Raw genomic sequence first — 23847 nt, forward strand, 5'->3', positions numbered from 1 at the left:
CCGCATGGCAAAGCTGCAGCTGACCGACGGCACCACGATCCCGATCGTGAAGCCGACCCTGTTCGACACCGCCGAGGTGGAGCGCGAGACGGGGTGGAACCGCAAGGAGTACGCGCGACAGATGCGCACCTCATCGATGCAGACGGCCGTCGCGATCTTCGCGTCGCTGCGTCGCGCCGGTCACGACGTGACGTTCAAGTCGTGCGCCGAGCTCGAGAACGTCGAGAAGATCCTCGCTCAGCCGGGCGATCTGCGCGAGGAGTCGGAGGGTGAGGAGACCCCGGACCCTCAGTGATCCGCAACGGCCGGGGACGGCGCAACCGCGCCCCGGCCGATGCCGAGGGGGCGTGGCCTGAGCGGGACGCGCTGAACGAACGGGAGCCCTGGTTGGTCGACCAGGTCGAGAAGCGAGCGCTGCTGATCTGTCGGCACGACTACTGGCCCGAGCTCACCCCGGAACGGCTGTGGAATCTGCCGGCCGAGATGTGGGTGACGTTGGCGCTGGCCTGCGACGCGATCGCGAAGCAGCGCGCCGACGAGGCCGACGAACTGAAGAAACGGAGGTGACCAGGTGGGGAATGCCAGCGATCTGATCATCCGCCTTCTCGTCGAAGACGAGGAGCTCGACAAGGTCGACCGGTCGAAAGCGAAGTTCGACGCGTGGAACGATGCGCTCAACGAGGGCAGCAAGGTTGCGGCCGGGACGCTGCTCGCCGTCGGTGGGGCCGCGACCGGTGCCGCCGTCGCTTACGCGAACGCCGAGGCGGGCGTCGACCGGCTCGCCGGCACGCTCGCTCTCACCGAGCCGCAAGCGGCCCGCGCAGGTGAGGCTGCAGGCAACGCCTACGCGAACAACTTCGGCGGCTCGCTCGAGCAGGTGCAGGACGCGACGGGCGGTGTCATCGCGTCGATCGCCGGCATGCGCGACGCAAGTGTCGAGCAGCTGCAGGGGGTCACCGAGAAAGTGCTGACCCTCTCGGGCGGGTTCGAGATGGAAGCCGACCGGATCTCGCAGGTGGTCGGTCAGATGATGACGACCGGGCTCGTGGCATCCGCCGACGAGGGTCTCGATCTGCTGACGGCCGCTCTGCAGCGGGTGCCGAAAGCGGTCCGCGAAGACGTCGTGGACGCGGTCGACGAGTACAGCCCGTTCTTCGCGCAGATCGGCATGTCGGGCGAGGCGGCAATGAGCGCGCTCGTCGCCGCGTCGGCGAAGGGCATGTACGGCATCGACAAGACCGGCGATGCCGTGAAGGAATTCGGCATCCGCGCTACCGACATGAGCGCAACGTCGGTCGCGGCGTACGAAGCCGCGGGGCTGTCGGCGTCGGACATGGCCGCGAAGGTGCTCGCGGGCGGCGAGGAAGGCAAGCGCGGGTTCCTGCAGATCGTCGACGGTCTGCTCGGGATCGAAGACCCGGTCGCACGTGCGAACGCGGCGATCGGCCTGTTCGGGACGCCGCTCGAGGATCTCGGGGTGAACGAGATCCCGGCGTTCCTGGATTCGCTGGCGGATGCCGCGGGCGGGCTCGGCGACGTCACGGGTGCAGCGTCTCGCATGGCCGACACCGTCAGCGGAAACGCGGCAGGCGCGTGGGAGATCATTCGCCGAGATCTCGAGATGACCGCTATCGAACTGGGGGAGTCCCTCGGGCCGGCGATCGACGTCGTACTCGGCGGGCTGCAGTCGTTCGCCGGGTGGGCGCGTGAGAACACGGGCGCCGTGCAGGCGCTCGCGATCGGCGCATCCGTGCTCGCCGGGGCCGTGCTGGCGGCGAACGTGGCGCTGAAGGGGATGATGATTCTGCAGACCCTTGGCGGGCTGTGGGCGGCGTTCCGCGTGGCGCAGACCGGGGCGAGCGCGGCGACCGTCGCGCAGACGGCCGCGCAGTGGGCGAATAACGCCGCCTGGTACGCGTCGCCCGTGACGTGGATCATCGCGGCGATCATCGTCGCGGTCGGCCTGCTCGTCGCCGCGGCGATCTGGCTGTGGGCCAACTGGGGCGCAGTTACGCAGTGGATCGGTGACGCGTGGAACTGGCTATGGAACACGGTCCTGTCACCCGTTTTCAACGCGATCGGGGCCGTGTTCACCTGGATCTATCAGACCATCATCCTGCCCGTCATCACCGGGATCATGCTCTACATCGGTCTGTGGGCGGCCCTGATTGTCTGGCTCTGGGAGACGGTCGTTTCGCCCGTGCTCGGGCTGATCGGCGCGGCCTGGAACTGGCTCTGGGCGTCCGTCATACAGCCGGTCATCGACTGGATCTCGGCCGCCCTGCAGGTGCTCGGGATCGCGGTCGGCATCCTGTGGTCGACCTACATTTCTCCCGCGCTGAACGCCGTCGGGGGCGGGTTTCAATGGGTGTGGGCGTCGATCATCTCGCCCGTCATAAACGGGATTGTGGGCGCTGTGCAGTGGGTGGGGCGAACCGTGGGCGACGTCTTCGGGGCCATCGCCGGGGTGATGTCGGCCGGTTTCCAGTCCGCGCTTGCGGCGGTTCGCGGCCCGGTGAACGCGATCATCGGGCTCGTGAATAGCGCGATTCGGGGCGTCAACTCGCTGTCGGTCACGATCCCGTCATGGGTGCCGATCGTCGGCGGGCAGACCTTCAGCCCGGGAATCCCGCAGGTGCCGTACCTGGCGACGGGTGGTGTCACCATGGGGCCGATGCTTGCCGTCGTCGGTGACAACCCGGGCGGGCGCGAGTACATCGAGCCCGTCGACCGCGTGGCGTCTCGCATGGAACGTGTCGCGATCGAGGCGTCGCGCGGTGCCGGCGGCGGCGGGTCGAGCTCGGCGGGGCCGGTGCGCCTCGCTCGAGAGGATCTCGACTACCTCGCCCGCCTCATCGGGGAGATCGTGTATCCGCTGATCATCTCGGGTGCGCAGCGCACCCTGAAGAACGCACTGGGGAGGTAGCCGGGTGGCAGTCTTCGCAGAGGCTCGTCTGCTCACCTCGGCCGCGCCGCGACCCGTTCAGATCCTGCTGAACGGTGTCGCGGCCGGCACTCAGTTTGAGGTCGTCGGGACGACCGCGGACGGCGCACGGTGGAATGTGCCCGGCGGGGTCGGACGCGCTAGCGGCACGCAGGTGGTGCTGATCGATAACCGGCCACCGCTGAACACCTCCGTCGTCTACGAGGTGACGGTCGGTCGAACGACGTACTTATCGAATCGCGTGTTCGTCGAGTTCAGCGGCCCGGCTTTGGTGCAGGTGCTCGACGGACGCGACCTGGTCGCCGTCGAAGTGGCGACGCTCACGGAGAAGCGCGCCGCGGGCACTCGGTCGTCGGCGTTCGAGATCGCGGGGCGGTCCGATCCGGCCCTGCGACTCGACGTCCCGGGGTCGTTCGCATACTCGTGGGAGTTGGACACGCAGGGCCGCGACTCAGTCGTCATGGAACGCATTCTGCGAACGGGGCGCCCGATCGTGCGGCGGCTCGAGCCGGGCATGCGAGACCTGAAGACGGTCGTCATTGGGGTCGTGACGGGCTGGTCTGACGAGCTCGTGCAGGAGGGGCTCGACACCTGGCGGCGCTGGTCGCTGAGCGTGCGCGAGATCGCCGATCCGCAGCCGTCGACCCCGCTGGTGCTGTTCAGCTGGGATGACTTCGACGCAGCGATGTCGTCTCGAGTGTGGTCGGCATCCGAACCGGCCGTGCGCACGTTCGATGAGACGTTCGACACGTGGGATCAGTTCGACGCGGCCGACTGGTCGCTGCTCTGAGAGGGGGGAGCCATGCGTGAAGGGCCACCCGACGAAGTGCTCGCGGGCGCGCCGATCTGGCGCGCCCGTCTGACGTCGTGGCTCGGCGGTCAGCTGCTGGCTGCTGAGATCCCGATCACTGCGGGCCGGGTGACCGGGAAGGCCGATCAGGAGGTAATCGAGGAGCTCAGTTTGACCGTGCCGCGGTTCGCCGCCTCGTCGCCCGGACTCGATCTGTTCGACTGGCGCCCGGGCGCTGACGCGTCGCATCCGCTCGCGCGGTACGGGCAGGCGATCGACGTGTCGATCATCGTCGAGAGCGTCGTCGACCGCACCGCGTGGGAAACGCGGATCGGCCGCTACCAGGTGAAGGAATGGGACGACGACGACGACGGCACGGTGTCAGTCAAGGCTGAATCCCTATTGGCGCGCCCGCGCGATGACCGGCTGCTGAGGGTGTCGTCGCCGCGCGGGACGATGAAGTCGGAAGCGATGCGCCTCGCGCCGCGCGGAATGGGGGTCGCATTCGACCCCCGGCTACGGGATCGTGCATGCCCGGCGTCGATGTCGTGGTCTCGGAACCGTCTCGAGAATCTGCAGGAGATTGCCGACGCCTGGCCCGCGCTGCTGCGTGTGGATTCTTGGGGGCAGATCCTGTTCCGGGCACCGCTGCCCGCGGTGCCGACGCCGGTCCTGACGCTGCGCGACGGCGAAGGGGGCACGCTCGTGTCGGCACCCCGCGCGGACTCTCGGGCCGGCGTGCCGAACGTGGTCGTCGCGACGACGGGGAGTGCCTCGGAGCCCGACGTTCAGGGGGTCGCGACGCTCACCTCGGGGCCGATGAGTGTCAATGGGCCGTATGGCGTGGTCGTCAAGGAGTGGTCGTCGAGCCTGCTCGAGAACGCGACGCAGGCGCAGGCCGCGGCCGAGACGATGCTGCGAAACGCCTCGCGCCCGGCGCAGTCGGTGCCCGTGCGAATCGCTCCCGACCCGCGAATCGAGATCGACGACCCGATCGCCATCGCCCGCGGCGAAGAGGTGATCTGGGGATGGGTCACCGCGTGGGATATGCCGCTGACAGCTGACGGGGGAGACATGCGAATCGATTTGGGGGTGTCCGGGTGACGGATCTCAGCGCTCTGAATCTCGCGGGGCTGCTCACTCGGGCGACGTCGCAGGGGCCGGGTGTGGACGACGACACGGCAACGGTCGCGACCGGCGTCGTGCTCGACGTCGACACGGACGCTCGACGCGTCCGCGTGGGGATTCGGGGCGGCGACGTGTGGCTGCCGGCCGTGGCTGGTCGGTACGCCCGCACGGGGCCGGCCCGGGTGCTCATCGACCCGACGACGTCGCGGCCGGTGCTCGCGCTCGGACCGTCCCGGCCGCTGCCGCCCGTCATCCCCGCGACGGTGACGGGTGTCACCGACGCACGGGTGCTGGTCACATTCGACGGCGGCGCCTTCACTGTCCCGTCGGTGACAGGCGTCTACGAGGTGGGCGGCACGGCATGGGTCATGCTCGACGACTGGGGGCGCCCCGCGATTGCCCTCGGCCCGTCCGTGGAACCGCCGCCGGCACAGCCGCTGCCGCCCGTGCCGGCGCAGGATGCCGTCGTGACAGCGACCGTGACCATCGCGCCGCAGGTGTCGGGCACCTACAGCCTGCGGGAAAGCGCGTGGGACCAGTGGCACACCGACCGACACGACGGGCGAGCCGACATCTACCAGGGTGATGCCGCGGGGTCCGGTCAGCTGCGAGGCTTCGCCGGCTACGGTGACCAGATCGCCAACCTCGGCGCGCTATCGATCGACTCGGCGGTGCTCACCGTCCGCAGGGTCGCCGAGGCCGGATCGGGATCGCTCACCGTACGGGGGACGACGCACGGCACGCGTCCCGAGGGGGAGCCAACCGACGGCGCGTTCGCCCTCGCATCGTCCGAACAGATTCCGGCCGGCGGTGTCGGTTCGATTGATCTGCCGGCGACGCTTCGCGAGTCGATGCGTACCGGCGATGCGCGCGGTCTCGTCGCTGTCGGCACGGCATACGGCGGCTTCGGTGGCACCGCCACCCCCGGATCATTCACCCTCGCCATCCGCTACACGAAGGCCGCATGACAGACGCCCCCGGCGTCCCCATCCCGCACGTGCGGGGGAGGGGCGCCGGGGGCGTTTCGTCGTTCGTGGCCGCGCGCTACGCGTCGCGATCAGCCGAGGTTGTCGACCGCGTACTGCGCCTCTGCCTCGGTGAACTTGCTCCCAAATTCGGAGATCAGCTGATCGTAGATGGCGGCCGGGGACATCGACATGCTGTCCTGGAACGTCTTCGCCGTCTCGAGCGCGTTCGCGTTCCAGTCGGCGGCGACGTTGTCGACCGCGTACTGAGCGGCCTCGGGGGTGAACTGCCCGCCGAATTCTGACGTCAGCTGGTCGAACACGCCGGCCTTGCTCATGTGCATGATGCTCGAGTACGTCTCGGCCTGGGCCAGCGCAGAGAGGTATTCCGTAGGCACGGCGGGCTCGGGCTCGGTGGCGGCTTCGGCGGGCTCAGCCGCGGTGGTCTCGACGGGTGCGGCGTCGGAGCTCGGGGCGACGGGTGCGGCGCTCGCGGACGCGACCGACTCGCTGACGGCCCCTGCGAGACCGGCGACGGAGGCGATCGAAACGATAATCGCGACAATCCATGCGACAACGCCGAGGGCGAGACCGGCCCACGCGAAACCGCGGGCTCGGCCCTTCTGCACGAGGGCGATGATGCCGAGGACGATCGCCGCGAGGGCGGGAAGCCACGCGATGAAGCTCAGTACTGGGATGATGGCGAAGACGAAGGCGACCGCACCCACGATGAGGGCGGCGAGCCCAAGAGGACTCTTCTGCTTCGGGGCGGCGGGCTCAGGCGCGAACGGCGCAGGTGCGGGTGCAGGAACGGTCATGCGGGTGTTCTCTCTGTAGGTGCCCGCGTCCCCCAATTGGGCGGGCGTCGGCTCAACATATCCGCGATTCACAGCGGGCACATAGCCGCGCAATCAAACTGTGACTGTCGTCTGCGAATGGGTATCGGCCCGTTCACGATTTACTCACGGTTTTGAACCTGTCCATATGTGTACTTCTCTGTACCGGTGCCGCGAAATTCCGCGGACGGTACAGAGAAGTACGCCTAAGGACATCGCACCGCACAAACGGGGGTTGCAGGTTCAAGTCCTGTAGCCGGCACGTCGCCCGTGACGATCCGGTCCGCCCGCCGACGCCACGGGGCTCAGGATCCGTGACGCGTGGTCCACTCCCGGAACGGCGCCGTCGCGTCATCCACCTCGATCTGCTCGGCGGGCAGCGCACGGTCCTCGGGTGCCATCGTGTACTCGTCGTAGAACGACGCCAGCGTCATGAGCCGGTTGCCGTCCTCGTAGTGCTCGCCCTCCTGCTCGCGCGTGACGGCGAAGAAGAGACGGTCCGGCTGGGCGTAGTACACGGCGCCCAGGCACATCGGGCACGGATAGGCCGTGACGTACATGTCGTGACCGGCCAGGTCGCGGATGCCCTTCTCGGCGGCCGCGCGGATGGCGCGGATCTCGGCGTGCGCGGTCGGGTCGCCGTCCTGGGCGACGTGATTGACCGCCTCGACGACGATCTCGCCGTCCTTGACGATGAGACACGCGAAGGGCTTGCCTCCGGCATCGACGTTCTCGTGCGCGCGCGAGACGGTGAGGGCGGACAGCTCCTGGTGGTTCATGGCTCGACGCTAGGCGTCCGGTCGTCCGCGGTCCGGGGCTGGGCGGCGGGGGAGAACCGTGCTAGTGACGGCTCACGACAGGGCGTTCGCGAGCGCCACGAGGAAGACGCCCCCCGCGGCGACCGTGACCAGCCCCGCGAGCAGTGCACCGGCGATGGCGAGGGCGCGCAGGGGGCCGGGGCGGGTACCCGCCTCCCCGGCGAAGAGGAGGGCCGCGACGCCGACGACGAGCATGATGAGGTCTCCCACGAGACCGACCGGCGCCCACACGACGCTCGCCATCGCCGCCACCCCCGCGAGCAACGCCACGACATGGCGGACGTGGTTGCCAGGCGGGGCGGCTTCGGAGCTCATGGACGCGTCGTTCGTCAGCGCGGCCGCACGCGCAGCCACCGAGTCCCGTGCGCAGCGAGGGTCACACCGACTCCCAACCAGATCGGCGCGGACGAGACGAGGTCCAGCGCCTCGGGCGCCATGCCCGACAGGGTCAGCGCGTCGATCTCGACGGCCGAGTCGGCGACGTTGGCGAGGACGAGGACGGCGAATCCGTTGTCGCCCGGGCGGAGGAAGGCGACGACAGAGGGGACGTGGGCGTCGAAGGCGATCAGCTCGTTGCCGGAGAACTCCGGGGTCGCGCGGCGGACGTCGAGCAGACGCGTGAGACGGGCGAACACGCGTCCGGCCGGGGTGTCGGCATCCCTCCGGTCCGCGTAGTTCTGCGCGGGACGGAAGGGGCGGTGCACCCATCGACTGTCGCCCGCCTCCTCCGGGCGGTCGGAATAGCCGTAGTCGTTGAGCTGGGCCACCTCGTCGCCGAGGTAGAGCAGCGGGATGCCGCCGGTGGACAGGGCCAGCGCGTGCGCCAGGATGACGCGGTCCTCGCCACCGGCGTCGCCCGCCTCTATCCCGGCGAGGGATGCCGTGGTGCCGGTGACGCGGGCATCGCCCGTGCGGGGGTTCTCCTGGAACGGCACGCCGCGGGCGAAGGTGCCCTCGGCTCGGCCGACGTAGAAGTCGTTGAGGAAGCGGCGATGCGGGGAGCCGTCGATCCCGAGCTCGGCGGCATCCTCATCGGCGAAGGTCCACCCGATGTCGTCGTGGCTGCGCACGTAGTTGACCCAGGCCGTGCCCGCGGGCAGGGCGTGGCGCCGCTCGAGGGCCTGCTGGAGGAGGCGTCCGTCTCGGGTGGCCAGCGCCTCCCAGGTCAGCGCCATCTGCAGGGGGTTGTAGGAGATCTGGCATTCGTCGGGGGAGATGTACGACACGACCTCGTCGGGGTGCACGATCGCCTCCGACTTGAACAGCAGCCCGGGAGCGGCCATCCGCAGCACGGCGTTGAACGCCTGCAGCAGCAGGTGCGCCTCGGGCAGCGACTCGCACGTGGTGCCGAGGCGCTTCCAGATGAAGGCCACGGCATCCATCCGCAGGATCTCCACGCCCTGGTTCGCCAGGTACAGCATCTCGCCGGCCATGGCCTCGAAGACGGCGGGGTTGGCGTAGTTCAGGTCCCATTGGAAGTGGTAGAAGGTCGCCCAGATCCACCGGCCGTCGTCGAGCTGCACGAACGAGCCCGGGTGGTCGTCGGGGAAGATCTCGCGAGTGGTGCGCTCGTACGCGTCGGGCATCTCGCGGTCGGGGAAGATGAGGTAGAAGTCCTCGTACCCGCGCTCGCCCGCGACGGCCTTCTGCGCCCAGCGGTGCTCGTTGCTGGTGTGGTTGAAGATGAAGTCGACGACGAGCGAGATGCCGGCCCGGCGCAGTTCGGCGGCGAGTTCGACGAGGTCGGCCATCGTGCCGAGCTTCGGGTTGACGCGGCGATAGCTCGAGACCGCGTAGCCGCCGTCGCTGTTGCCCTCGGGGCTCTCGAACAGCGGCATGAGATGCAGGTAGGTCAGGCCGAGCTCGCGGAAATACGGGATGGAGTCCCGGATGCCGCTGAGTCCGCCGGCGTACCGGTCGACGTAGCAGACCCCTCCGACCATGCGCTCGCTCTCGAACCACTCCGGCTCGCTCTCTCGCGCGCGGTCGAGTGCTCTGAGGTCGGCGGGACGCGCCGCCCAGGAACGGCGGGCGAGGTCGACCACGGAGGCCAGACGCTCGAAGCCGTCGGCGCGGTCGCCGTAGAGCTGGGCGAACAGGTCGTGGAGGCGGGGGAGATGCACCTCGGCGTTCGCCAGGAACTCGCGATCGACCTGGTCGGCGGTGAGGTCGGCGAGGATCGCGGGGACGTCGTGGGAGGTGCCTTGGAGCTGTGTCACGGGGGAAATCCTGACGCATCGGAGGGGATGGGGCGACAACGACGTGGTCTCGATCTCGGCACGGATGCCGGGGTGCGCGGTACATCCTCTTCAAAACACGGGCGGTGGGGGCGGCGTACCCGCGGCGAGGGGAGGGGCGCGAGCGATCCGGACGGGGGCCCGAGTCGACCCTTTTGTTCCGTCTGTGTGGTACAAATTGTGCCAGCGGAAAGATACGAAAGGTGGGCGCACGATGATGGGCGAGATCGCAAGCATCGCGAGCAGGCTGTGGCAGGTGTCGCCGGCCGAGATCGGGTGGGGGCTGGCGTCGTCCCCGGTGGTGTGCGCCGCCGGAGCCGTCGTCCTCGCCCTCATCGTCGCTCGCGTCCGGCGGCGACCGGGCGGGGCGTCCGCCGCCGGCGCCGATCGCGAACGCGTCGCGCTCGGCGCGCTCGCCCTCATGGTGGGCGCGGCGTGGCTCGCCGACGTCGTCCTGCGCGGGTACGTCTTCGACATGTCGGCGACCGTGTCGTGGTGGCGGTTCGCCGTCGCTCCTCTCGTCGCAACCGGCGGCCTCGTCGTCCTGGGCGCATCGCTGCGCGCCGGAGGGGCGCGGCGCGCGGTCGATGCCCTCTCGGTGACGCGGCGCACCTGGACGACCTTCGGGCCGCGGCGCGAACTCGTCGCTCTCGTCACGCTCGCCGCCCTCACCGGGGCGATCGTCGTGGTGTTCGGGACCACGGCGATGTCGCTCGATTCGGGGGTCAGTGCTCACGTCGCCTTGGACGCCCCCAATACCGCGTACGCACCCGTCGTTCTGCCCTTTCCCGGGTGGGCCTACGGCATCCCCACGATCTCGGCCCTCATGCTCGTGATCGCGGCGACCGTCTTGGCGCTGCATCGGAACAGCGTCCGTCCCTTCCGTGGGGGCCTCGGGTGGGACGAGGAGCGCTCTCGACGCGCGATGACGGCCCGCGGGCTGGTCGCCGTCGCTCTCGCGGCGACGCTCCTGGCGCTGGCGGGTCTGCTGCGCATGACGCGGGCGGCCGTCCTCACGTCGATGACGTTCGCCCACAGCGGGGAGACCGTGAACGTCTCCGTCCCGCACGAGGATCTCATCGTTCTCGGCGGGATGCTCGCGCCCGTGCTCGAGATCAGCGGGGCCGTGGTGCTCGCGCTCCTCGTCATCCGCGCGGGCGAGCTCGTCGCGCCCGGCCGGCGCCTCGCGCGGACCGCGGGGAGCGCGGCGTGAGGACTCCGACTCCGGACGACGTCGTCGAGCCCGCCTCGACCGATGACCTCCACCGCTTCTTCCGCGGGCTGATCGTCTCGGGGCGGCTCGGCGTCGGGGAGAAGCTGCCGACGGTGCGTCAAGCCGCCGTCGACTTCGGTGTGGCGCCGGGAACGGTGCAGAAGGCGTATCGCGCCCTCGAGGCGGACGGTCTCACCGTGAGCAGGGTGGGGTCGGGAACCCGTGTCGCCCCCGGGGTGGCCGCGCTCTCGGCCGATCTCGCGCGACGCCTCCGGTCGATCGCCGATGCGGCGGCGGCGGAGGGGGTCGATCTCGAGACGCTGATCGACGTCTTGCGCACCATGTCGGACGACGTCCGTTCCGCGTGACCTATCGGCGCGCGTCGGACGCGACCGGCCGTCCCCTACGATCGACCGTGGCCCCCGAGCGGGGGAACGAGGGGAGAGCGGTGGCGGAGCGCGGATCGGTCGGCCTCGCCGTCGCCGGAGCGGTGCTCATCGGCGCCCTCACGGCCCTCCAGGCCCGCATCAACGGCACGCTCGGGGCGGAGATCGGTGACGGGTTCGTCGCGGCCGCGATCTCGTTCGGGTCGGGATTGATCATCCTCATCGCGCTGTCGGCCCTGGTTCCGCAGGGTCGCCGCGGATTCGAGCGCCTCGTGTCCGGCATCCGATCGCGAACGATCCCCGCGTGGATGCTGCTGGGCGGTCTTGCGGGAGCGTTCACCGTCGCGAGTCAGGGGCTGACCGTGGCGACCATCGGAGTCGCCCTCTTCACGGTCGGCTTCGTCGCCGGGCAGACCACCGGGGGGCTCGTGCTGGACCGCGTCGGCTTCGGACCGGCGGGCGTCGTGCCCGTCACGGTGCGACGCGTCATCGGCGCGCTCCTGGCGATCGCCGGGGTCGTGGTGTGCCTGTCGGGGGATGCCGTCAACGGTGTGCCGCTGTGGATGCTCATCGTTCCAGCGATCGCCGGAGCGGGCGTCGCCTGGCAGCAGGGGACCAACGGGCGACTGCGCGTGCGCGTGGAGAGTCCGCTGACGGCGACGCTGGTGAACTTCATCGGCGGCACCGTGGTGCTGCTCGTGGCCGCGTTCGTTCACGTCGGTGTCGTGGGCGCTCCCCGCGCCGTGCCGACGGAACCGTGGCTCTACGTCGGCGGGGCGGTCGGCGTGATCTACATCTTCCTGTCGGCGGTGGTCGTGCGTCGAACGGGCGTGCTGCTGCTGGGTCTGGGGTCGGTGGTCGGCCTGCTCACCACCTCGGTGCTGCTCGACGCCCTCTGGCCCGCCCCCGCCGCACCCGCCACCCCGGTGGCGCTTCTCGCCGCCGCCGTGGCGATCTCCGGGGTCGCCGTGGCCGCCGTGCCGTGGAGGCGCCGGAGCCGCTAGGAGCGTTCCCCCCGGACGCGGCCCGACACGTCGGCCGTTCGCGCGGCTCACGCCGCGCGCCCGCGGCGCGTTCATGCCCCGCCGGAGACACGACGACGCCGCCGACCGGAGTCGGCGGCGTCGAGGCCGTGGCATCGCGCGCGTCAGAGGCGCGCTTCGTCGACCGTGCGTTTCTTCTTGCCCCCCGGCATGCGCGAGAGGTGCTTCGCGGCATCCAGCGTCTTGCGCCGGACCGGCCGCGACATCTTCGGCTTGCCGCCGACGTAGAGCCAGCCCAGCAGCACCTCGTGCTTCGCCAGGCCGTGAGCCTTCGCCAGCACCTTGTGGCGGGTGTTGTCGTCGGTGCGCCAGAACACCCCGAACCCCGCCTCGTCGAGCACGAGACTCAGCATGTGGGCGACACCGGATGCCACGGCCTCCTGCTCCCACGAGGGGATCTTCTTCGAGCCGAGATCGGCCACGACCGCGATGATGAGCGGAGCGCGCCGGGGCTTGGAGGAATACCCCTTCTTGCCGTCGGCCTTGTTCAGCGCACGCGCGAGGAGGTCGCGATCCGCACCGCGGATCTCGATCAGGCGCCACGGTTTCAAGCTCTTGTGATCCGCGACGCGACCGGCCGCGGCGACGAAGGCCTCGAGCTCGGGGCCGGTCGGGGCGAGGTCGGTGACCTTCGACCACGACCGACGGTCGCGCATGGCTTCGAGGGCGCTCATGCTCCGTCGGCGGGGGAGTCGGCCGGGGTGAAGTTCAGCGACAGCGAGTTCATGCAGTACCGATCGCCCGTGGGGGTGCCGAAGCCGTCGGGGAAGACGTGTCCCAGGTGCGAGCCGCAGTTGGCGCACCGCACCTCGGTGCGCTGCATCCCGTGGCTGTTGTCGTCGATCAGCTCGACCGCTTCGGGTCGAACCGACTCGTAGAAGCTGGGCCATCCGCAGTGCGAGTCGAACTTGGTGCCGCTCTGGAACAGCTCGTTGCCGCACGCGGCGCAGGTGTAGAGGCCGGCGCGGCTCTCGTCGAGCAGCTCACCGGTCCAGGCGCGCTCGGTTCCCGCCTGGCGCAGCACCGCGTACTGCTCGGGGCTGAGCTCGGCGCGCCACTGGTCGTCGGACTTGTCGACGGCGTAGGTCATGTGTTCTCTCCTTCGTCTGCTCCCATTGTCTCGTGCCCGGCGCCGACCGGGTCGTGCTGCGATGATTCGTGAGTGGATCAGGATGCCGTGGATGCCGTCGTCGAACGCTATGGACGGTTCGCCCGCGATGAGGCGCCCGGCCGATCCGCGGTCTACGAGGCCTGGGCGCATCGCGTGGCGAAGGATCCGACGGTCGCTGCCGCGCTCGCGCCGATTCCCGAGACCCGCCGTCAACCCCCGCTCGTCTTCGCGGTGATGCGCGTGCGCGGGGCGCCGATGGACGACGTCGACGCGTGGGCCCCGTGGGTCGTCGCACACGCCGATGAGATCGCCGCGCAGTGCCGGGTGCGCAGCGTGCAGACCAACGAGCCGCTCCGGTGCGCCGCTCTGCTGCCGGCGCTCGCCCGCATCGACGGTCCGATCGCGCTGCTCGAGGTCGGCGCGAGCGCCGGGTTGTGCCTGTACCCCGACCGGTACTCGTACCGCTACCGCCGAGGCGACGAGCTCATCGCCCTCGACCCGGTCGACGGCCCCTCGACGGTCGAGTTGCACAGCGACCTGACCGGCGACCCCGTCCTTCGAATGCCCGAGATCGTCTGGCGCGCCGGGATCGACCTCAACCCGCTCGACGCCCGCGACGCGGATGACCGGGCGTGGCTCGAGGGGCTCGTGTGGCCGGGGGAGGAGGGGCGACGTGAGCGCATCGTCGCCGCTCTCGACATCGCCGCCGTCGATCCGCCGCTCCTGGTCTCCGGCGACGGCGCGGACGCCCTGCCCGCGCTCGCCGCGCAGGCCCCCGCCGACGCCACGCTCGTGGTCACGACGCCGGGCGTGCTCGCGCACGTGCCGCGCGCTCGGCGCGGGGCGGTCATCGACGCCGCCCGCACCGCGGGACGCTGGGTGACGCTCGACGCCCCCGGCCTCCACGACGGATGGACGGCAGCACCGGGCGTGAAACGGGGCGGCTTCGCCCTGGCGCTGGACGGGGAGGTGCTGGCCGAAGTGGATCCACTCGGCGCGTGGGTGGCGTGGCATCCGGGAGGGGCGTCGTCGGCGCAGTAGCGTGGCGCCGTGCCTCTTTCGGACCGCGACCTCTCCTTCCTCGCCTTCGAGGGTGAATGGCGGCGCCACGCGGGTGCGAAGGAGGAGGCGATCCGGGCGGAGTTCGACCTCACGCCGGCGCGCTACTACCAGCTGCTGGGGCGGTTGATCGACACCCCCGACGCCCTCGCGCACGACCCGATGCTCGTTCGCCGTCTGCGGCGGCGACGCGACGACGCAGTGGCGCAGCAGCGCGCCCGGCTGGGTCGGACGGCGGCCCGCTGACGGGGTGCTCAGGCGTCGACCGATAGCATCGTCCAATGGCCAGATCGACCTTCCCTCGGGATCGCTTCGACGACCTGCCCGATTCCACCGGCCGGGTCGGGGCGCACCGGGCCGAGCGACCGCGCACGCGCGGATGGATCGTGTTCCTGTGGGCGGCCATCGCCACGCTCGTGCTCATCATCGTGGGCATTTTCGGGTCCCTCGTGGCCTCGGGCCGCATCAGCCTCGGCGCCGATGACGCACCCGTTCCGACCGTGTCGGCAGAACCGACCGAGGCCGTCGTCGTCGACACCTCGTACTCGGTGGTGGTGCTGAACGGCACGGGCCAGGACGGCCTCGCCGCGACGGTGCGCGATCAGATCGTGGCGGCGGGGTGGGCCGGTGACACCGTCGAGACGGGGGACTCCGACTCCACCGATTTCGCTCAGACCACGATCTACTACCTGCGCGACGGCGACGAGGCGGCGGCGCGGGGCCTCGCACAGACCATCGGCGGCGCCGAGGTCGCGCAGAGCGACTTCCTGCAGCCGACCGACGACCCGAACACCCCCGACGACGAGAGCGCCGTCAAGCGACTCGTCGTGGTGATCGGCCTCGACCGCGCCGCCGGCGCGACCCCCTCCGCCACCGCGCAGTGACCCTCTCGCGCCGCGTGTTTCCGCGGCGTAACAAGTTGGGGGCACGCGCGTCAACAATCCCCGGAGGGGCCGGTTCGGCGGCATCCGGCGTGCTTACGATGACCGAGTCATCCAGCAACAGGAGATTCGCATGACGCAGGGCACCGTCAAATGGTTCAACGCCGAGAAGGGCTACGGTTTCATCACCGTGTCCGATGGGCAGGACGTGTTCGTCCACTACTCGAGCATCGAGATGTCGGGCTTCCGCGTCCTCGAGGAAGGTCAGGCGGTCGAATTCACCGTCGGCACCGGTCAGAAGGGCCCGCAGGCGGAGTCCGTGCGACTGGCCTGATCCGCTGGCTCGAACGCCGTGGCATCCCTCACCGGGATGCCACGGCGTTCGTCGTCTCACGGACGGCCTCGCGGCTTGCACTCCCCAGGGGCGAGTGCCAGAATGAGTTAGCACTCGCTTTCGTCGAGTGCCAAAATCTGGAAGTCACCCGTCCGGGAGGGACGACACACTTATGGCAAAGATCATCGCTTTCGACGAAGAGGCCCGTCGCGGTCTCGAGCGCGGCCTCAACACGCTGGCCGACGCCGTCAAGGTGACCCTGGGCCCCCGCGGTCGCAACGTCGTGCTCGAGAAGAAGTGGGGCGCCCCCACGATCACGAACGACGGTGTCTCGATCGCCAAGGAGATCGAGCTCGACGACCCGTACGAGAAGATCGGCGCCGAGCTGGTCAAGGAGGTCGCCAAGAAGACCGACGACGTCGCGGGTGACGGCACCACCACCGCCACCGTTCTCGCCCAGGCGCTCGTGCGCGAGGGCCTGCGCAACGTCGCGGCCGGCGCCGACCCCATCTCGCTCAAGAAGGGCATCGAGAAGGCCGTCAAGGCCGTCACCGACGAGCTGCTCTCCTCCGCCAAGGAGGTCGAGTCCAAGGAGCAGATCGCCGCCACCGCGTCGATCTCCGCCGCCGACCCCGCGATCGGCGAGCTCATCGCCGAGGCCATCGACAAGGTGGGCAAGGAAGGCGTCGTCACCGTCGAGGAGAGCAACACCTTCGGCACCGAGCTCGAGCTCACCGAGGGCATGCGCTTCGACAAGGGTTACATCAACCCCTACTTCGTCACCGACCCCGAGCGTCAGGAAGCGGTCTTCGAAGACCCGTACATCCTGATCGCCAACCAGAAGATCTCCAACATCAAGGACCTTCTGCCGATCGTCGACAAGGTGATCCAGGAGGGCAAGGAGCTCCTCATCATCGCCGAGGACGTCGAGGGCGAAGCGCTCGCGACCCTGGTGCTGAACAAGATCCGCGGCATCTTCAAGTCGGTCGCCGTCAAGGCTCCCGGCTTCGGCGACCGCCGCAAGGCTCAGCTGCAGGACATCGCGATCCTCACCGGCGGCCAGGTCATCACCGAAGAGGTGGGCCTCAAGCTCGAGAACGCGACCGTCGACCTGCTCGGCCGTGCTCGCAAGGTCATCATCACCAAGGACGAGACCACGATCGTCGAGGGTGCCGGTGAGTCGGAGCTGATCGAGGGTCGCGTGACCCAGATCCGCCGCGAGATCGAGAACACCGACAGCGACTACGACCGCGAGAAGCTCCAGGAGCGCCTCGCGAAGCTCGCCGGTGGCGTCGCCGTCATCAAGGCCGGAGCCGCGACCGAGGTCGAGCTCAAGGAGCGCAAGCACCGCATCGAAGACGCCGTGCGCAACGCCAAGGCCGCCGTGGAAGAGGGTGTCGTCGCCGGTGGTGGCGTCGCGCTCATCCAGGCCGGCAAGAACGCTCTCGCGAACCTCCAGCTCTCGGGCGACGAGGCGACCGGTGCGAACATCGTCAAGGTCGCCATCGAGGCTCCGCTCAAGCAGATCGCGCTGAACGCCGGTCTCGAGCCCGGTGTCGTCGCGAACAAGGTGTCGGAGCTCCCCGTGGGCCACGGCCTCAACGCCGCGACCGGCGAGTACGGTGACCTGTTCGCACAGGGCATCATCGACCCCGCCAAGGTGACCCGCTCTGCTCTGCAGAACGCCGCGTCGATCGCCGGTCTGTTCCTCACGACCGAGGCCGTCGTCGCCGACAAGCCCGAGAAGGTCGCCGCTCCCGCGGGCGACCCGACGGGTGGCATGGACTTCTGATCCACGCCTGACGCCCGAGAACGCCCCCTCCTCCGGGAGGGGGCGTTCTCCGTTCCGGCGGGCCGGGTGGCGCGGTCTCACACGCCGATGACGGTGCCCCGGTCGCCCGAGGCGGCGCGTCGACGAACGACGCCGCCGAGCCCTCTCGCTCGCGCGAGCGCTCGAGCCTGCCGCGTGTCCTTCCGGCGTGCTGCGGATCGTTTCGCCCACGTCGCGAGACGACCAGGCGGCGTGATCTGCCGAAGGGACTCGCTCACGCGGTCCCGGCCGGACGATCCCCGCCGGGAAACGGAGCGCGGCGTCTCAGGCCGGGGTGTCGGGCCGGTGATCGTCGGGGAGGCGCTCGAGCGGCTGCGTCTCGATCAGCGCATGCTCCGCGGCGTCGCGACGATCGGCCAGCGGAAGAGACACCCGGAACGTCGCGCCCCCGCCGGGGGTGTCGACGACCTCGACCGTACCGTGCAGCAGATCGACGATGGATGCCACGATCGACAGACCGAGGCCGGATCCGCCGGTCTCGCGCGTGCGCGAGGTGTCGGCGCGCCAGAAGCGCTGGAAGATCTGGTCGCGGATCTGCTCGGGAACGCCCTCGCCGTGGTCGATGATCTCGACCCAGCCCATGTCGTTCTCGGCATCCACTCCCACGCGCAGCCCGATGGGGGAGTCGTCGGCGGTGAATCGACGCGCGTTGCCCAGGAGGTTCGCCACCACCTGACGCACCTTGTTCTCGTCGCCCAGCACGATCGGCGCCAGCCGCGGTGTGGGACGCATCGCTCCGGCCGGCGGTGCGGCCGGCTCGGTCGTCGGTGCCTCCCCGGTCGTCGTGGCGGGATCGGTGCCGTCCTTCTGGCGGCGGCGCAGGCGCGACAGCGTGGCTCCGGCGATCGCCATGGCCGACGTGGTGGGAGCCGTGCGGCGTCGCGTCGCGGCCTCGGCGGGGTGTCCGCCCGAATCGAGCAGTGGATCGAGGGTGATCGTGGGCAGCACGAGCGGACCGCGAGAAGTGGTGTCGTCGACCGTGACCTCGCGCTGGGGCGAGGTCACCCGCAGGTCGAGGGCGGCGTCACGTGCGATGGGACGCAGGTCGAGCTCGGTGATCGAGACATCACGGCGCTCGTCGAGGCGGGCGAGCGCGAGAAGATCCTCGACGAGCGCCCCCATGCGGATCGCTTCCTTCTCGATGCGCTCCATCGACTGCGCCACGTCCTCGTCGGAGCGGATCGCCCCCATGCGGTAGAGCTCGGCATAGCCGCGCATCGTCACGAGCGGGGTGCGCAGCTCGTGGCTCGCGTCACCGATGAACCGGCGCATCTGCCGCACGGTGGCATCCCGTTGCCCGAGCGCGCCGTCGATGCGCGCGAGCATGGCGTTGATGGCGGTCTTGAGCCGCCCCACCTCGGTGTCGGGCACGATGTCGGTGAGGCGCTGGCTGAAATCGCCCGCGGCGATGTCCATCGCGGTCGTCTCGACCTGGCGCAGGTTGCGGAAGGCGAGCGTCACCAGCCACCTCGTGAGCAGGGCCGTGGCGATGAGGATGAGCAGCGCGACGAACGCGTAGATGCCGACGTACGCGGCGACGATGCGGTCGGTGGGCGCCAGGGGCTGCACGACCATCTGCGTGTAGACGCCGGGGTTGCCCGGCACCTGCAGGACGCCGACGCGCGCGAGGAAGTGCGCTCCGGAGTCCGGGTCCTCCAGCTCGATGCGTCGGTCGATCTGGCCGTACGTCTGCTCGACGGTGAAGGTGTCGGGCAGCTGCGGCAGCGCCTTCGACGACGTGCCGTTGTAGAAGGCCTCGCGTCGGCCGTCAGGACCGTAGACCACGACCATCGACCCGATCTGCGGGGCGTTCTCGACCTGCGTGAACTCGATGCCGCCGTCGACCGGTGTCGTGGTGAAGATGCTGTTGGCGATGCTGCCCGCCGCCTGCTGGGCCAACTGCTCGTCGAGATTGTTCACCAGCGTGGTGCGCAGGAACACCATGGTGCCGATACCCGCGGTGAACAGACCGATCGCGAGCAGCGCGACGGTCACACCGGTGACCTTGGTCCGAAGGCTCAGACCTCGCCACCAGCGCGTCAGGGCATCGTCGGAGGGCGACAGGGCGGACGCCTTCCGCTCAGGCGCTCTTGCCCGACTTCAGCATGTAGCCGAAGCCGCGCTTGGTCTGGATGAGCGGCTCGGAGGAGTGCGGGTCGATCTTGCGACGCAGGTACGAGATGTAGCTCTCGACGATGCCGGCGTCGCCGTTGAAGTCGTACTCCCAGACGTGGTCGAGGATCTGGGCCTTCGACAGCACGCGATTGGGGTTGAGCATGAGGTAACGCAGGAGCTTGAACTCCGTGGGGCTGAGGTCGATCGAGACGTCGCCGACGCTGACGTCGTGGGTGTCCTGGTCCATCGTCAGCTCGCCGGTGCGGATGATCGACTCCTCATCGGCCTGCATCGTGCGACGCAGGATCGCCTGGATGCGGGCGACGATCTCATCGAGGCTGAAGGGCTTAGTGACGTAGTCGTCGCCCCCGGCATTCAGCCCCTCGATCTTGTCCTCGGTCTCGTCCTTCGCGGTGAGGAAGAGGATGGGGGCGGTGTAGCCCGCACCCCGCAGCCGCTTGGTGACGCTGAAGCCGTTCATGTCGGGCAGCATCACGTCGAGCACGATGAGGTCGGGTTCTTCTTCGAGCACGGCCGAGATCGTCTGCGCGCCGTTGGCCACGGCTCGCACCTGGAAACCGGCGAAGCGCAGGCTCGTGATGAGCAGGTCGCGGATGTTCGGTTCGTCGTCCACGACGAGGATGCGAGGAGCTGTCATCCCCTCATTATCGTGATCCGACCCCGCAATGTCCTGGATATGGAACGGAAAGCCGCGTGCTGGTATGCGTCAGGCGGCCGCGGCGTCGATCCCGTCGGCATCCAGGATCGTGTAGGCGTAGCCCTGCTCGGCGAGGAAGCGCTGACGGTTCTGCGCGAAATCCTGGTCGACGGTGTCGCGCGCGATGAGGGTGTAGAAGCTCGCCGTGTGGTTCGACTGCTTAGGCCGCAGCAGACGTCCGAGACGCTGCGCCTCCTCCTGCCGCGAGCCGAACGAGCCCGACACCTGGATCGCGACGGACGCCTCGGGGAGGTCGACCGAGAAGTTCGCCACCTTCGAGACGACGAGCAGCGGGATGCTGCCGTCGCGGAAGCCCTGGAACAGTTCCTCGCGCTCGGGGATCGGGGTGGCGCCGGTGATCTGCGGGGCGTTCAACGCCTCGGCGAGCTCGTCGATCTGATCGAGGTACTGCCCGATGACCAGCACGCGCTCACCCGGATGCCGCTGCACCAGGCGGCGCGTGACGTCGATCTTCGCGGGGGCGGTGGCGGCGAGGCGATAGCGATCCTCGTCGGCCGCGGCGGCGTATTCGAGGCGCTCGTCGGCCGGGAGGTCGATGCGCACCTCGTAGCAGGCGGCCGGGGAGATGAAGCCCTGGGCCTCGATCTCCTTCCACGGCGCGTCGAAGCGCTTGGGGCCGATGAGGCTGAACACGTCGCCCTCGCGTCCGTCCTCGCGCACGAGCGTCGCAGTGAGGCCGAGGCGGCGGCGCGCCTGCAGGTCGGCGGTGAGCTTGAAGACCGGGGCGGGGAGGAGGTGCACCTCGTCGTACAGCACGAGGCCCCAGTCGAGGGCGTCGAGCAGGGCGAGGTGGGCGTACTGGCCTTTCCGCTTGGCGGTGAGGATCTGGTACGTCGCGATGGTGACCGGCTTGATCTCCTTCACCTGACCGGAGTACTCGCCGATCTCGTCGGGGGTCAGGGTCGTGCGCCGCAGCAGCTCGTCGCGCCACTGACGGGCGCTGACGGTGTTGGTGACGAGGATGAGGGTCGTCGTGCGCGTGTCGGCCATCGCCCCCGCGCCCACGAGCGTCTTGCCGGCGCCGCAGGGGAGCACCACGACGCCGGACCCGCCCTCGGAGAACGAGTCCACCGCCTGACGCTGGTAGGGGCGCAGGCTCCAGCCGTCTTCGGCGAGGTCGATCGGGTGCGGGGTGCCGGGGGTGTATCCGGCGAGGTCTTCGGCGGGCCAGCCGATCTTCAACAGCTCTTGTTTGATGTGACCGCGTGCCCATGCGTCGACGAGGTAACTGTCGGGGCTGGGATGCCCGATCAGCAGGGGAGCGATGCGCTTGTTGCGCGAGACCTCGCCGAGGACGGCGGCATCCGTCGACCGCAGGACGAGGGCGCCCTCGTCGTTGCGCTCGATGACGAGGCGCCCGTACCGGTTGACCGTCTCCCGGATGTCGGTGCTGACGGATGCGGGGACGGGGAAGCGCGACCACGTGTCGAGCGTCTCGAGCATCGCGTCGGCGTCGTGGCCGGCCGCGCGGGCGTTCCACAGGCCGAGCCGCGTGATCCGGTAGGTGTGGATGTGCTCGGGTGCGCGCTCGAGCTCGGCGAAGACCGCGAGCTCGTGCCGCGCCGTCTCCGCCTGGGGGTGCGCGACCTCGAGGAGGACGGTGCGGTCGCTCTGCACGATCAAGGGGCCGTCAGACATAGCGTTCGAGTCTACCGGGGTCGCAAGCAGCCCGGCGTCCCCTGGTCTCAGTCGACCGGGGCGACCCCTTCGATGTGCGAGAGGGGGAGCGTGCGCTCGACGTCGGCCGCGCGGTCGCGTCCGCGCAGGCGTCCGCCGCCGAGACCCGTCGCCTCGAGCCGGAACACTCGTGCCGACCCGTCGGGCAGCCGCACGGTCACGTCGACCACGGCGCGGGCGCGGACCGCGTGATCGAGCTCGCGCTCGAGCCACGCGGCATCGGAGTCCTGGGCGCCGTTGCGCAGGCGCCCCAGGAGCGGGGCGTAGAGCTCGTCGGGGTCGGACGCCGGCTGCTCGGCGCCGGCGAGCTTCGCGCGCTCGAGAGCGCGGGGGCGGCCGTCGGCGTCGACGGCGACAGCGGGATAGTGCGCGTCTGTGAGGGCCCAGAAAACGACGTCGGCCGAGACGTGGGAGACGAGGTCGTCGCCGTCGTCGCGCGCCAGGGCGATCGAGCGCAACGACTGATCGACCTCCATCGAGCGTCGCAGGGTCTCGTCGTCGGTGGTCACCCGCGTAAGAGAGGTGTCGGCGTCGACGCCCACGCGCACGCGGCCGTGCTCGGCGGAGGTGCGTTCGATGACATACGCGAGCGGCTGCGGCAGGCCCGTGAGGGAGATCTCGGTGAGGAAGCTCCGGAGCGACTCCGCGGTCTCGCCCGCGGTGATCGCCGCGCCCACCGTGCCGGCGCTGAAACGGTAGCTCGAGGCCTGGGCGCGGGACTCGCGCGCGGCCATCGTGCGCAGCCGCACGTCGAGGTGGGGCGCCAGGGGTCCCGGCGCGATCGCGGTCAGGTCGTTCTGCAGGTAGACGCGGTCGACCTCGGGGGGCAGCAGCTCTTTCAACGCGGAGGTGTCGAGCTCGCCGCCGGCCGCGAGGGGGGCCGCCCAGGGCGCCACGCGTCCCGCCGCGTCGAGCAGGCCCCAGCGCACCAGCCGCCGGATCCACAGCGTCGCGCGCTCGGGCCCCTCGGGGTCGAAGGGGGTGGCGTCGGCCCAGTGCTCGCTGGGGATCCAGCCTCCGTCATCCGCTCGATACGCGCGGGGGAGAGCATCGCGCAGGGCCACCGCCGTGCGGCTCCAGCGCTCGAGGGTCGGCAGGCGCAGCCATTCGCGGCCCCGGGGCGAAACGAGCCACGCTCGGTCGTTCGCGCCCAGGAGGCCGACGTCGGAGGCGAGGCCGACCAGCAGGTCCGCTTCGGCGGCGGTGGTCACCGCCCCCGCGTCGACGAGTCGTCGCCGCTCCGTCGCGCCGAGCGACCCCGACCCGATACGGCCGAGGGGGGACTCGAGCGTGAGCATGAGGATGTCGGCGACCGAGGCGGCGTTGGTGAAAGCGGCCTCCGCCGCTGCCGAGGCCGTCTCCGAGGCCGGGGCGGGCGCCGTCGCGGACGGGGCCGCGGGCAGTCCGTCGGGGAGCGCCTCGTGCACCGCGCTCGTGACGGTCGGGAACGGGATGCCGTCGTCGCCGACCAGGGCGCGCGCGATCAGCGCGTCGCGCGCGGCGCCGGTGGCCGGGCTGCCGGCGACGGCGTCGAGCAGCGCGATCGCCTCGTCGCGCGTCAGGGCGGGCAGCTCCCGAGCGACCGAGGCCGGATCGAGAAGCGCCTCGGCGGCGTCGAACATGTCGCGCCAGGCGCTCGAGGGAGCGACGTGCCGCCCCGTGAACAGGCGTGCGAGAGAGGCGTCGTCGCGCGCGCCCAACGAGACCGCCAGTGCGCGTTGTGCGGAGGTCTCGGGCACG

Annotated in this window: 24 protein-coding genes; 14 read left to right on the top strand and 10 right to left on the bottom strand. The window is 70.1% G+C overall.

Annotated elements, in window-relative coordinates; genetic code table 11:
- The first annotated feature begins 4 nt into the window (after positions 1–4).
- The 6 genes from AB0N80_RS08945 to AB0N80_RS08970 are packed head-to-tail and all read left to right on the top strand — an operon-like array spanning position 5 to position 5830.
- Entirely contained in the window at positions 5–295 is a 291-nt protein-coding gene (locus AB0N80_RS08945) for a hypothetical protein (RefSeq protein WP_363578522.1), read from the top strand.
- Positions 292–567: a hypothetical protein gene (locus tag AB0N80_RS08950; RefSeq protein ID WP_363578523.1), complete on the top strand. Its 276-nt coding sequence runs from the start codon at positions 292–294 to the stop codon at positions 565–567. Before AB0N80_RS08945 ends, AB0N80_RS08950 begins: the two co-directional genes overlap by 4 nt.
- Positions 568–571: 4 nt before the next feature.
- Positions 572–2926: a phage tail tape measure protein gene (locus AB0N80_RS08955; protein ID WP_363578524.1), complete on the top strand. Its 2355-nt coding sequence runs from the start codon at positions 572–574 to the stop codon at positions 2924–2926.
- A 4-nt stretch (positions 2927–2930) separates the two neighbouring features.
- Positions 2931–3734, top strand: coding sequence for a hypothetical protein (locus tag AB0N80_RS08960; protein ID WP_363578525.1), 804 nt, complete (start codon positions 2931–2933; stop codon positions 3732–3734).
- A gap of 12 nt (positions 3735–3746) precedes the next feature.
- Positions 3747–4838, top strand: coding sequence for a hypothetical protein (locus tag AB0N80_RS08965; RefSeq protein ID WP_363578526.1), 1092 nt, complete (start codon positions 3747–3749; stop codon positions 4836–4838).
- The gene (locus AB0N80_RS08970) at positions 4835–5830 is read left to right on the top strand and encodes a hypothetical protein (protein ID WP_363578527.1); all 996 of its coding nucleotides are present in this window, start codon (positions 4835–4837) and stop codon (positions 5828–5830) included. The genes AB0N80_RS08965 and AB0N80_RS08970 overlap by 4 nt, the downstream gene beginning before the upstream one ends.
- A gap of 89 nt (positions 5831–5919) precedes the next feature.
- On the opposite strand, the gene AB0N80_RS08975 is transcribed toward AB0N80_RS08970, so the two are convergent.
- The 4 genes from AB0N80_RS08975 to AB0N80_RS08990 all read right to left on the bottom strand — a co-directional run bounded on the left by AB0N80_RS08975 (position 5920) and on the right by AB0N80_RS08990 (position 9700).
- Positions 5920–6645 (bottom strand): Ltp family lipoprotein, encoded by a 726-nt coding sequence (locus AB0N80_RS08975; RefSeq protein WP_363578528.1) that lies wholly within the window; start codon positions 6643–6645, stop codon positions 5920–5922.
- Between the two features lie 323 nt (positions 6646–6968).
- The gene (locus AB0N80_RS08980; protein WP_315994784.1) at positions 6969–7442 is read right to left on the bottom strand and encodes a nucleoside deaminase; all 474 of its coding nucleotides are present in this window, start codon (positions 7440–7442) and stop codon (positions 6969–6971) included.
- Between the two features lie 72 nt (positions 7443–7514).
- Complete coding sequence (locus tag AB0N80_RS08985; protein ID WP_315994783.1) at positions 7515–7796, bottom strand: hypothetical protein; 282 nt, start codon at positions 7794–7796, stop codon at positions 7515–7517.
- A gap of 14 nt (positions 7797–7810) precedes the next feature.
- Positions 7811–9700, bottom strand: coding sequence for an alpha-amylase family protein (locus tag AB0N80_RS08990; RefSeq protein WP_363578529.1), 1890 nt, complete (start codon positions 9698–9700; stop codon positions 7811–7813).
- Positions 9701–9935: 235 nt separating this feature from the next.
- On the opposite strand from AB0N80_RS08990, the gene AB0N80_RS08995 reads away from it, so the two are divergent.
- From AB0N80_RS08995 to AB0N80_RS09005, 3 genes are read left to right on the top strand one after another with little or no spacing between them, the layout of a single operon-like run.
- The gene (locus tag AB0N80_RS08995; protein ID WP_363578530.1) at positions 9936–10931 is read left to right on the top strand and encodes a hypothetical protein; all 996 of its coding nucleotides are present in this window, start codon (positions 9936–9938) and stop codon (positions 10929–10931) included.
- The gene (locus AB0N80_RS09000; RefSeq protein ID WP_363578531.1) at positions 10928–11299 is read left to right on the top strand and encodes a GntR family transcriptional regulator; all 372 of its coding nucleotides are present in this window, start codon (positions 10928–10930) and stop codon (positions 11297–11299) included. The genes AB0N80_RS08995 and AB0N80_RS09000 overlap by 4 nt, the downstream gene beginning before the upstream one ends.
- 47 nt (positions 11300–11346) lie before the next feature.
- Entirely contained in the window at positions 11347–12321 is a 975-nt protein-coding gene (locus AB0N80_RS09005; RefSeq protein ID WP_315994781.1) for a DMT family transporter, read from the top strand.
- Between the two features lie 143 nt (positions 12322–12464).
- On the opposite strand, the gene AB0N80_RS09010 is transcribed toward AB0N80_RS09005, so the two are convergent.
- Together AB0N80_RS09010 and msrB are read right to left on the bottom strand one after the other, a co-directional pair.
- Positions 12465–13034: a nitroreductase family protein gene (locus AB0N80_RS09010; protein ID WP_363389841.1), complete on the bottom strand. Its 570-nt coding sequence runs from the start codon at positions 13032–13034 to the stop codon at positions 12465–12467.
- Positions 13031–13450, bottom strand: coding sequence for a peptide-methionine (R)-S-oxide reductase MsrB (msrB, locus tag AB0N80_RS09015; protein WP_315994779.1), 420 nt, complete (start codon positions 13448–13450; stop codon positions 13031–13033). The genes AB0N80_RS09010 and msrB overlap by 4 nt, the downstream gene beginning before the upstream one ends.
- 72 nt (positions 13451–13522) lie before the next feature.
- On the opposite strand from msrB, the gene AB0N80_RS09020 reads away from it, so the two are divergent.
- From AB0N80_RS09020 to groL, 5 genes are all read left to right on the top strand, one after another.
- A complete protein-coding gene (locus AB0N80_RS09020; RefSeq protein WP_363578532.1) occupies positions 13523–14512 on the top strand; it encodes a DUF2332 domain-containing protein in 990 nt (329 codons plus the stop codon).
- Between the two features lie 9 nt (positions 14513–14521).
- Positions 14522–14776, top strand: coding sequence for a DUF3263 domain-containing protein (locus tag AB0N80_RS09025; RefSeq protein WP_363578533.1), 255 nt, complete (start codon positions 14522–14524; stop codon positions 14774–14776).
- A 35-nt stretch (positions 14777–14811) separates the two neighbouring features.
- Positions 14812–15414, top strand: coding sequence for a LytR C-terminal domain-containing protein (locus tag AB0N80_RS09030; protein WP_315994776.1), 603 nt, complete (start codon positions 14812–14814; stop codon positions 15412–15414).
- Between the two features lie 130 nt (positions 15415–15544).
- A complete protein-coding gene (locus tag AB0N80_RS09035) occupies positions 15545–15745 on the top strand; it encodes a cold-shock protein (RefSeq protein ID WP_076676782.1) in 201 nt (66 codons plus the stop codon).
- Positions 15746–15917: 172 nt separating this feature from the next.
- Entirely contained in the window at positions 15918–17537 is a 1620-nt protein-coding gene (gene groL, locus AB0N80_RS09040; protein ID WP_363389829.1) for a chaperonin GroEL, read from the top strand.
- 303 nt (positions 17538–17840) lie between these two features.
- Here groL and AB0N80_RS09045 read toward each other — a convergent pair whose 3' ends face one another.
- The 4 genes from AB0N80_RS09045 to AB0N80_RS09060 form a co-directional block, all read right to left on the bottom strand.
- Positions 17841–19520, bottom strand: a complete 1680-nt coding sequence (locus AB0N80_RS09045) for a HAMP domain-containing sensor histidine kinase (protein WP_363578646.1) — start codon at positions 19518–19520, stop codon at positions 17841–17843.
- Positions 19521–19656: 136 nt separating this feature from the next.
- A complete protein-coding gene (locus AB0N80_RS09050; RefSeq protein ID WP_076676776.1) occupies positions 19657–20349 on the bottom strand; it encodes a response regulator transcription factor in 693 nt (230 codons plus the stop codon).
- A gap of 69 nt (positions 20350–20418) precedes the next feature.
- A complete protein-coding gene (locus tag AB0N80_RS09055) occupies positions 20419–22068 on the bottom strand; it encodes a DNA repair helicase XPB (RefSeq protein ID WP_315994774.1) in 1650 nt (549 codons plus the stop codon).
- A gap of 47 nt (positions 22069–22115) precedes the next feature.
- Positions 22116–23846: a helicase-associated domain-containing protein gene (locus AB0N80_RS09060; RefSeq protein ID WP_363578534.1), complete on the bottom strand. Its 1731-nt coding sequence runs from the start codon at positions 23844–23846 to the stop codon at positions 22116–22118.
- Between the last annotated feature and the right edge of the window lies 1 nt (position 23847).

This window comes from Microbacterium sp. NPDC089188 (genome assembly GCF_040685155.1).
Classification (GTDB): Bacteria; Actinomycetota; Actinomycetes; order Actinomycetales; family Microbacteriaceae; genus Microbacterium; species Microbacterium galbum.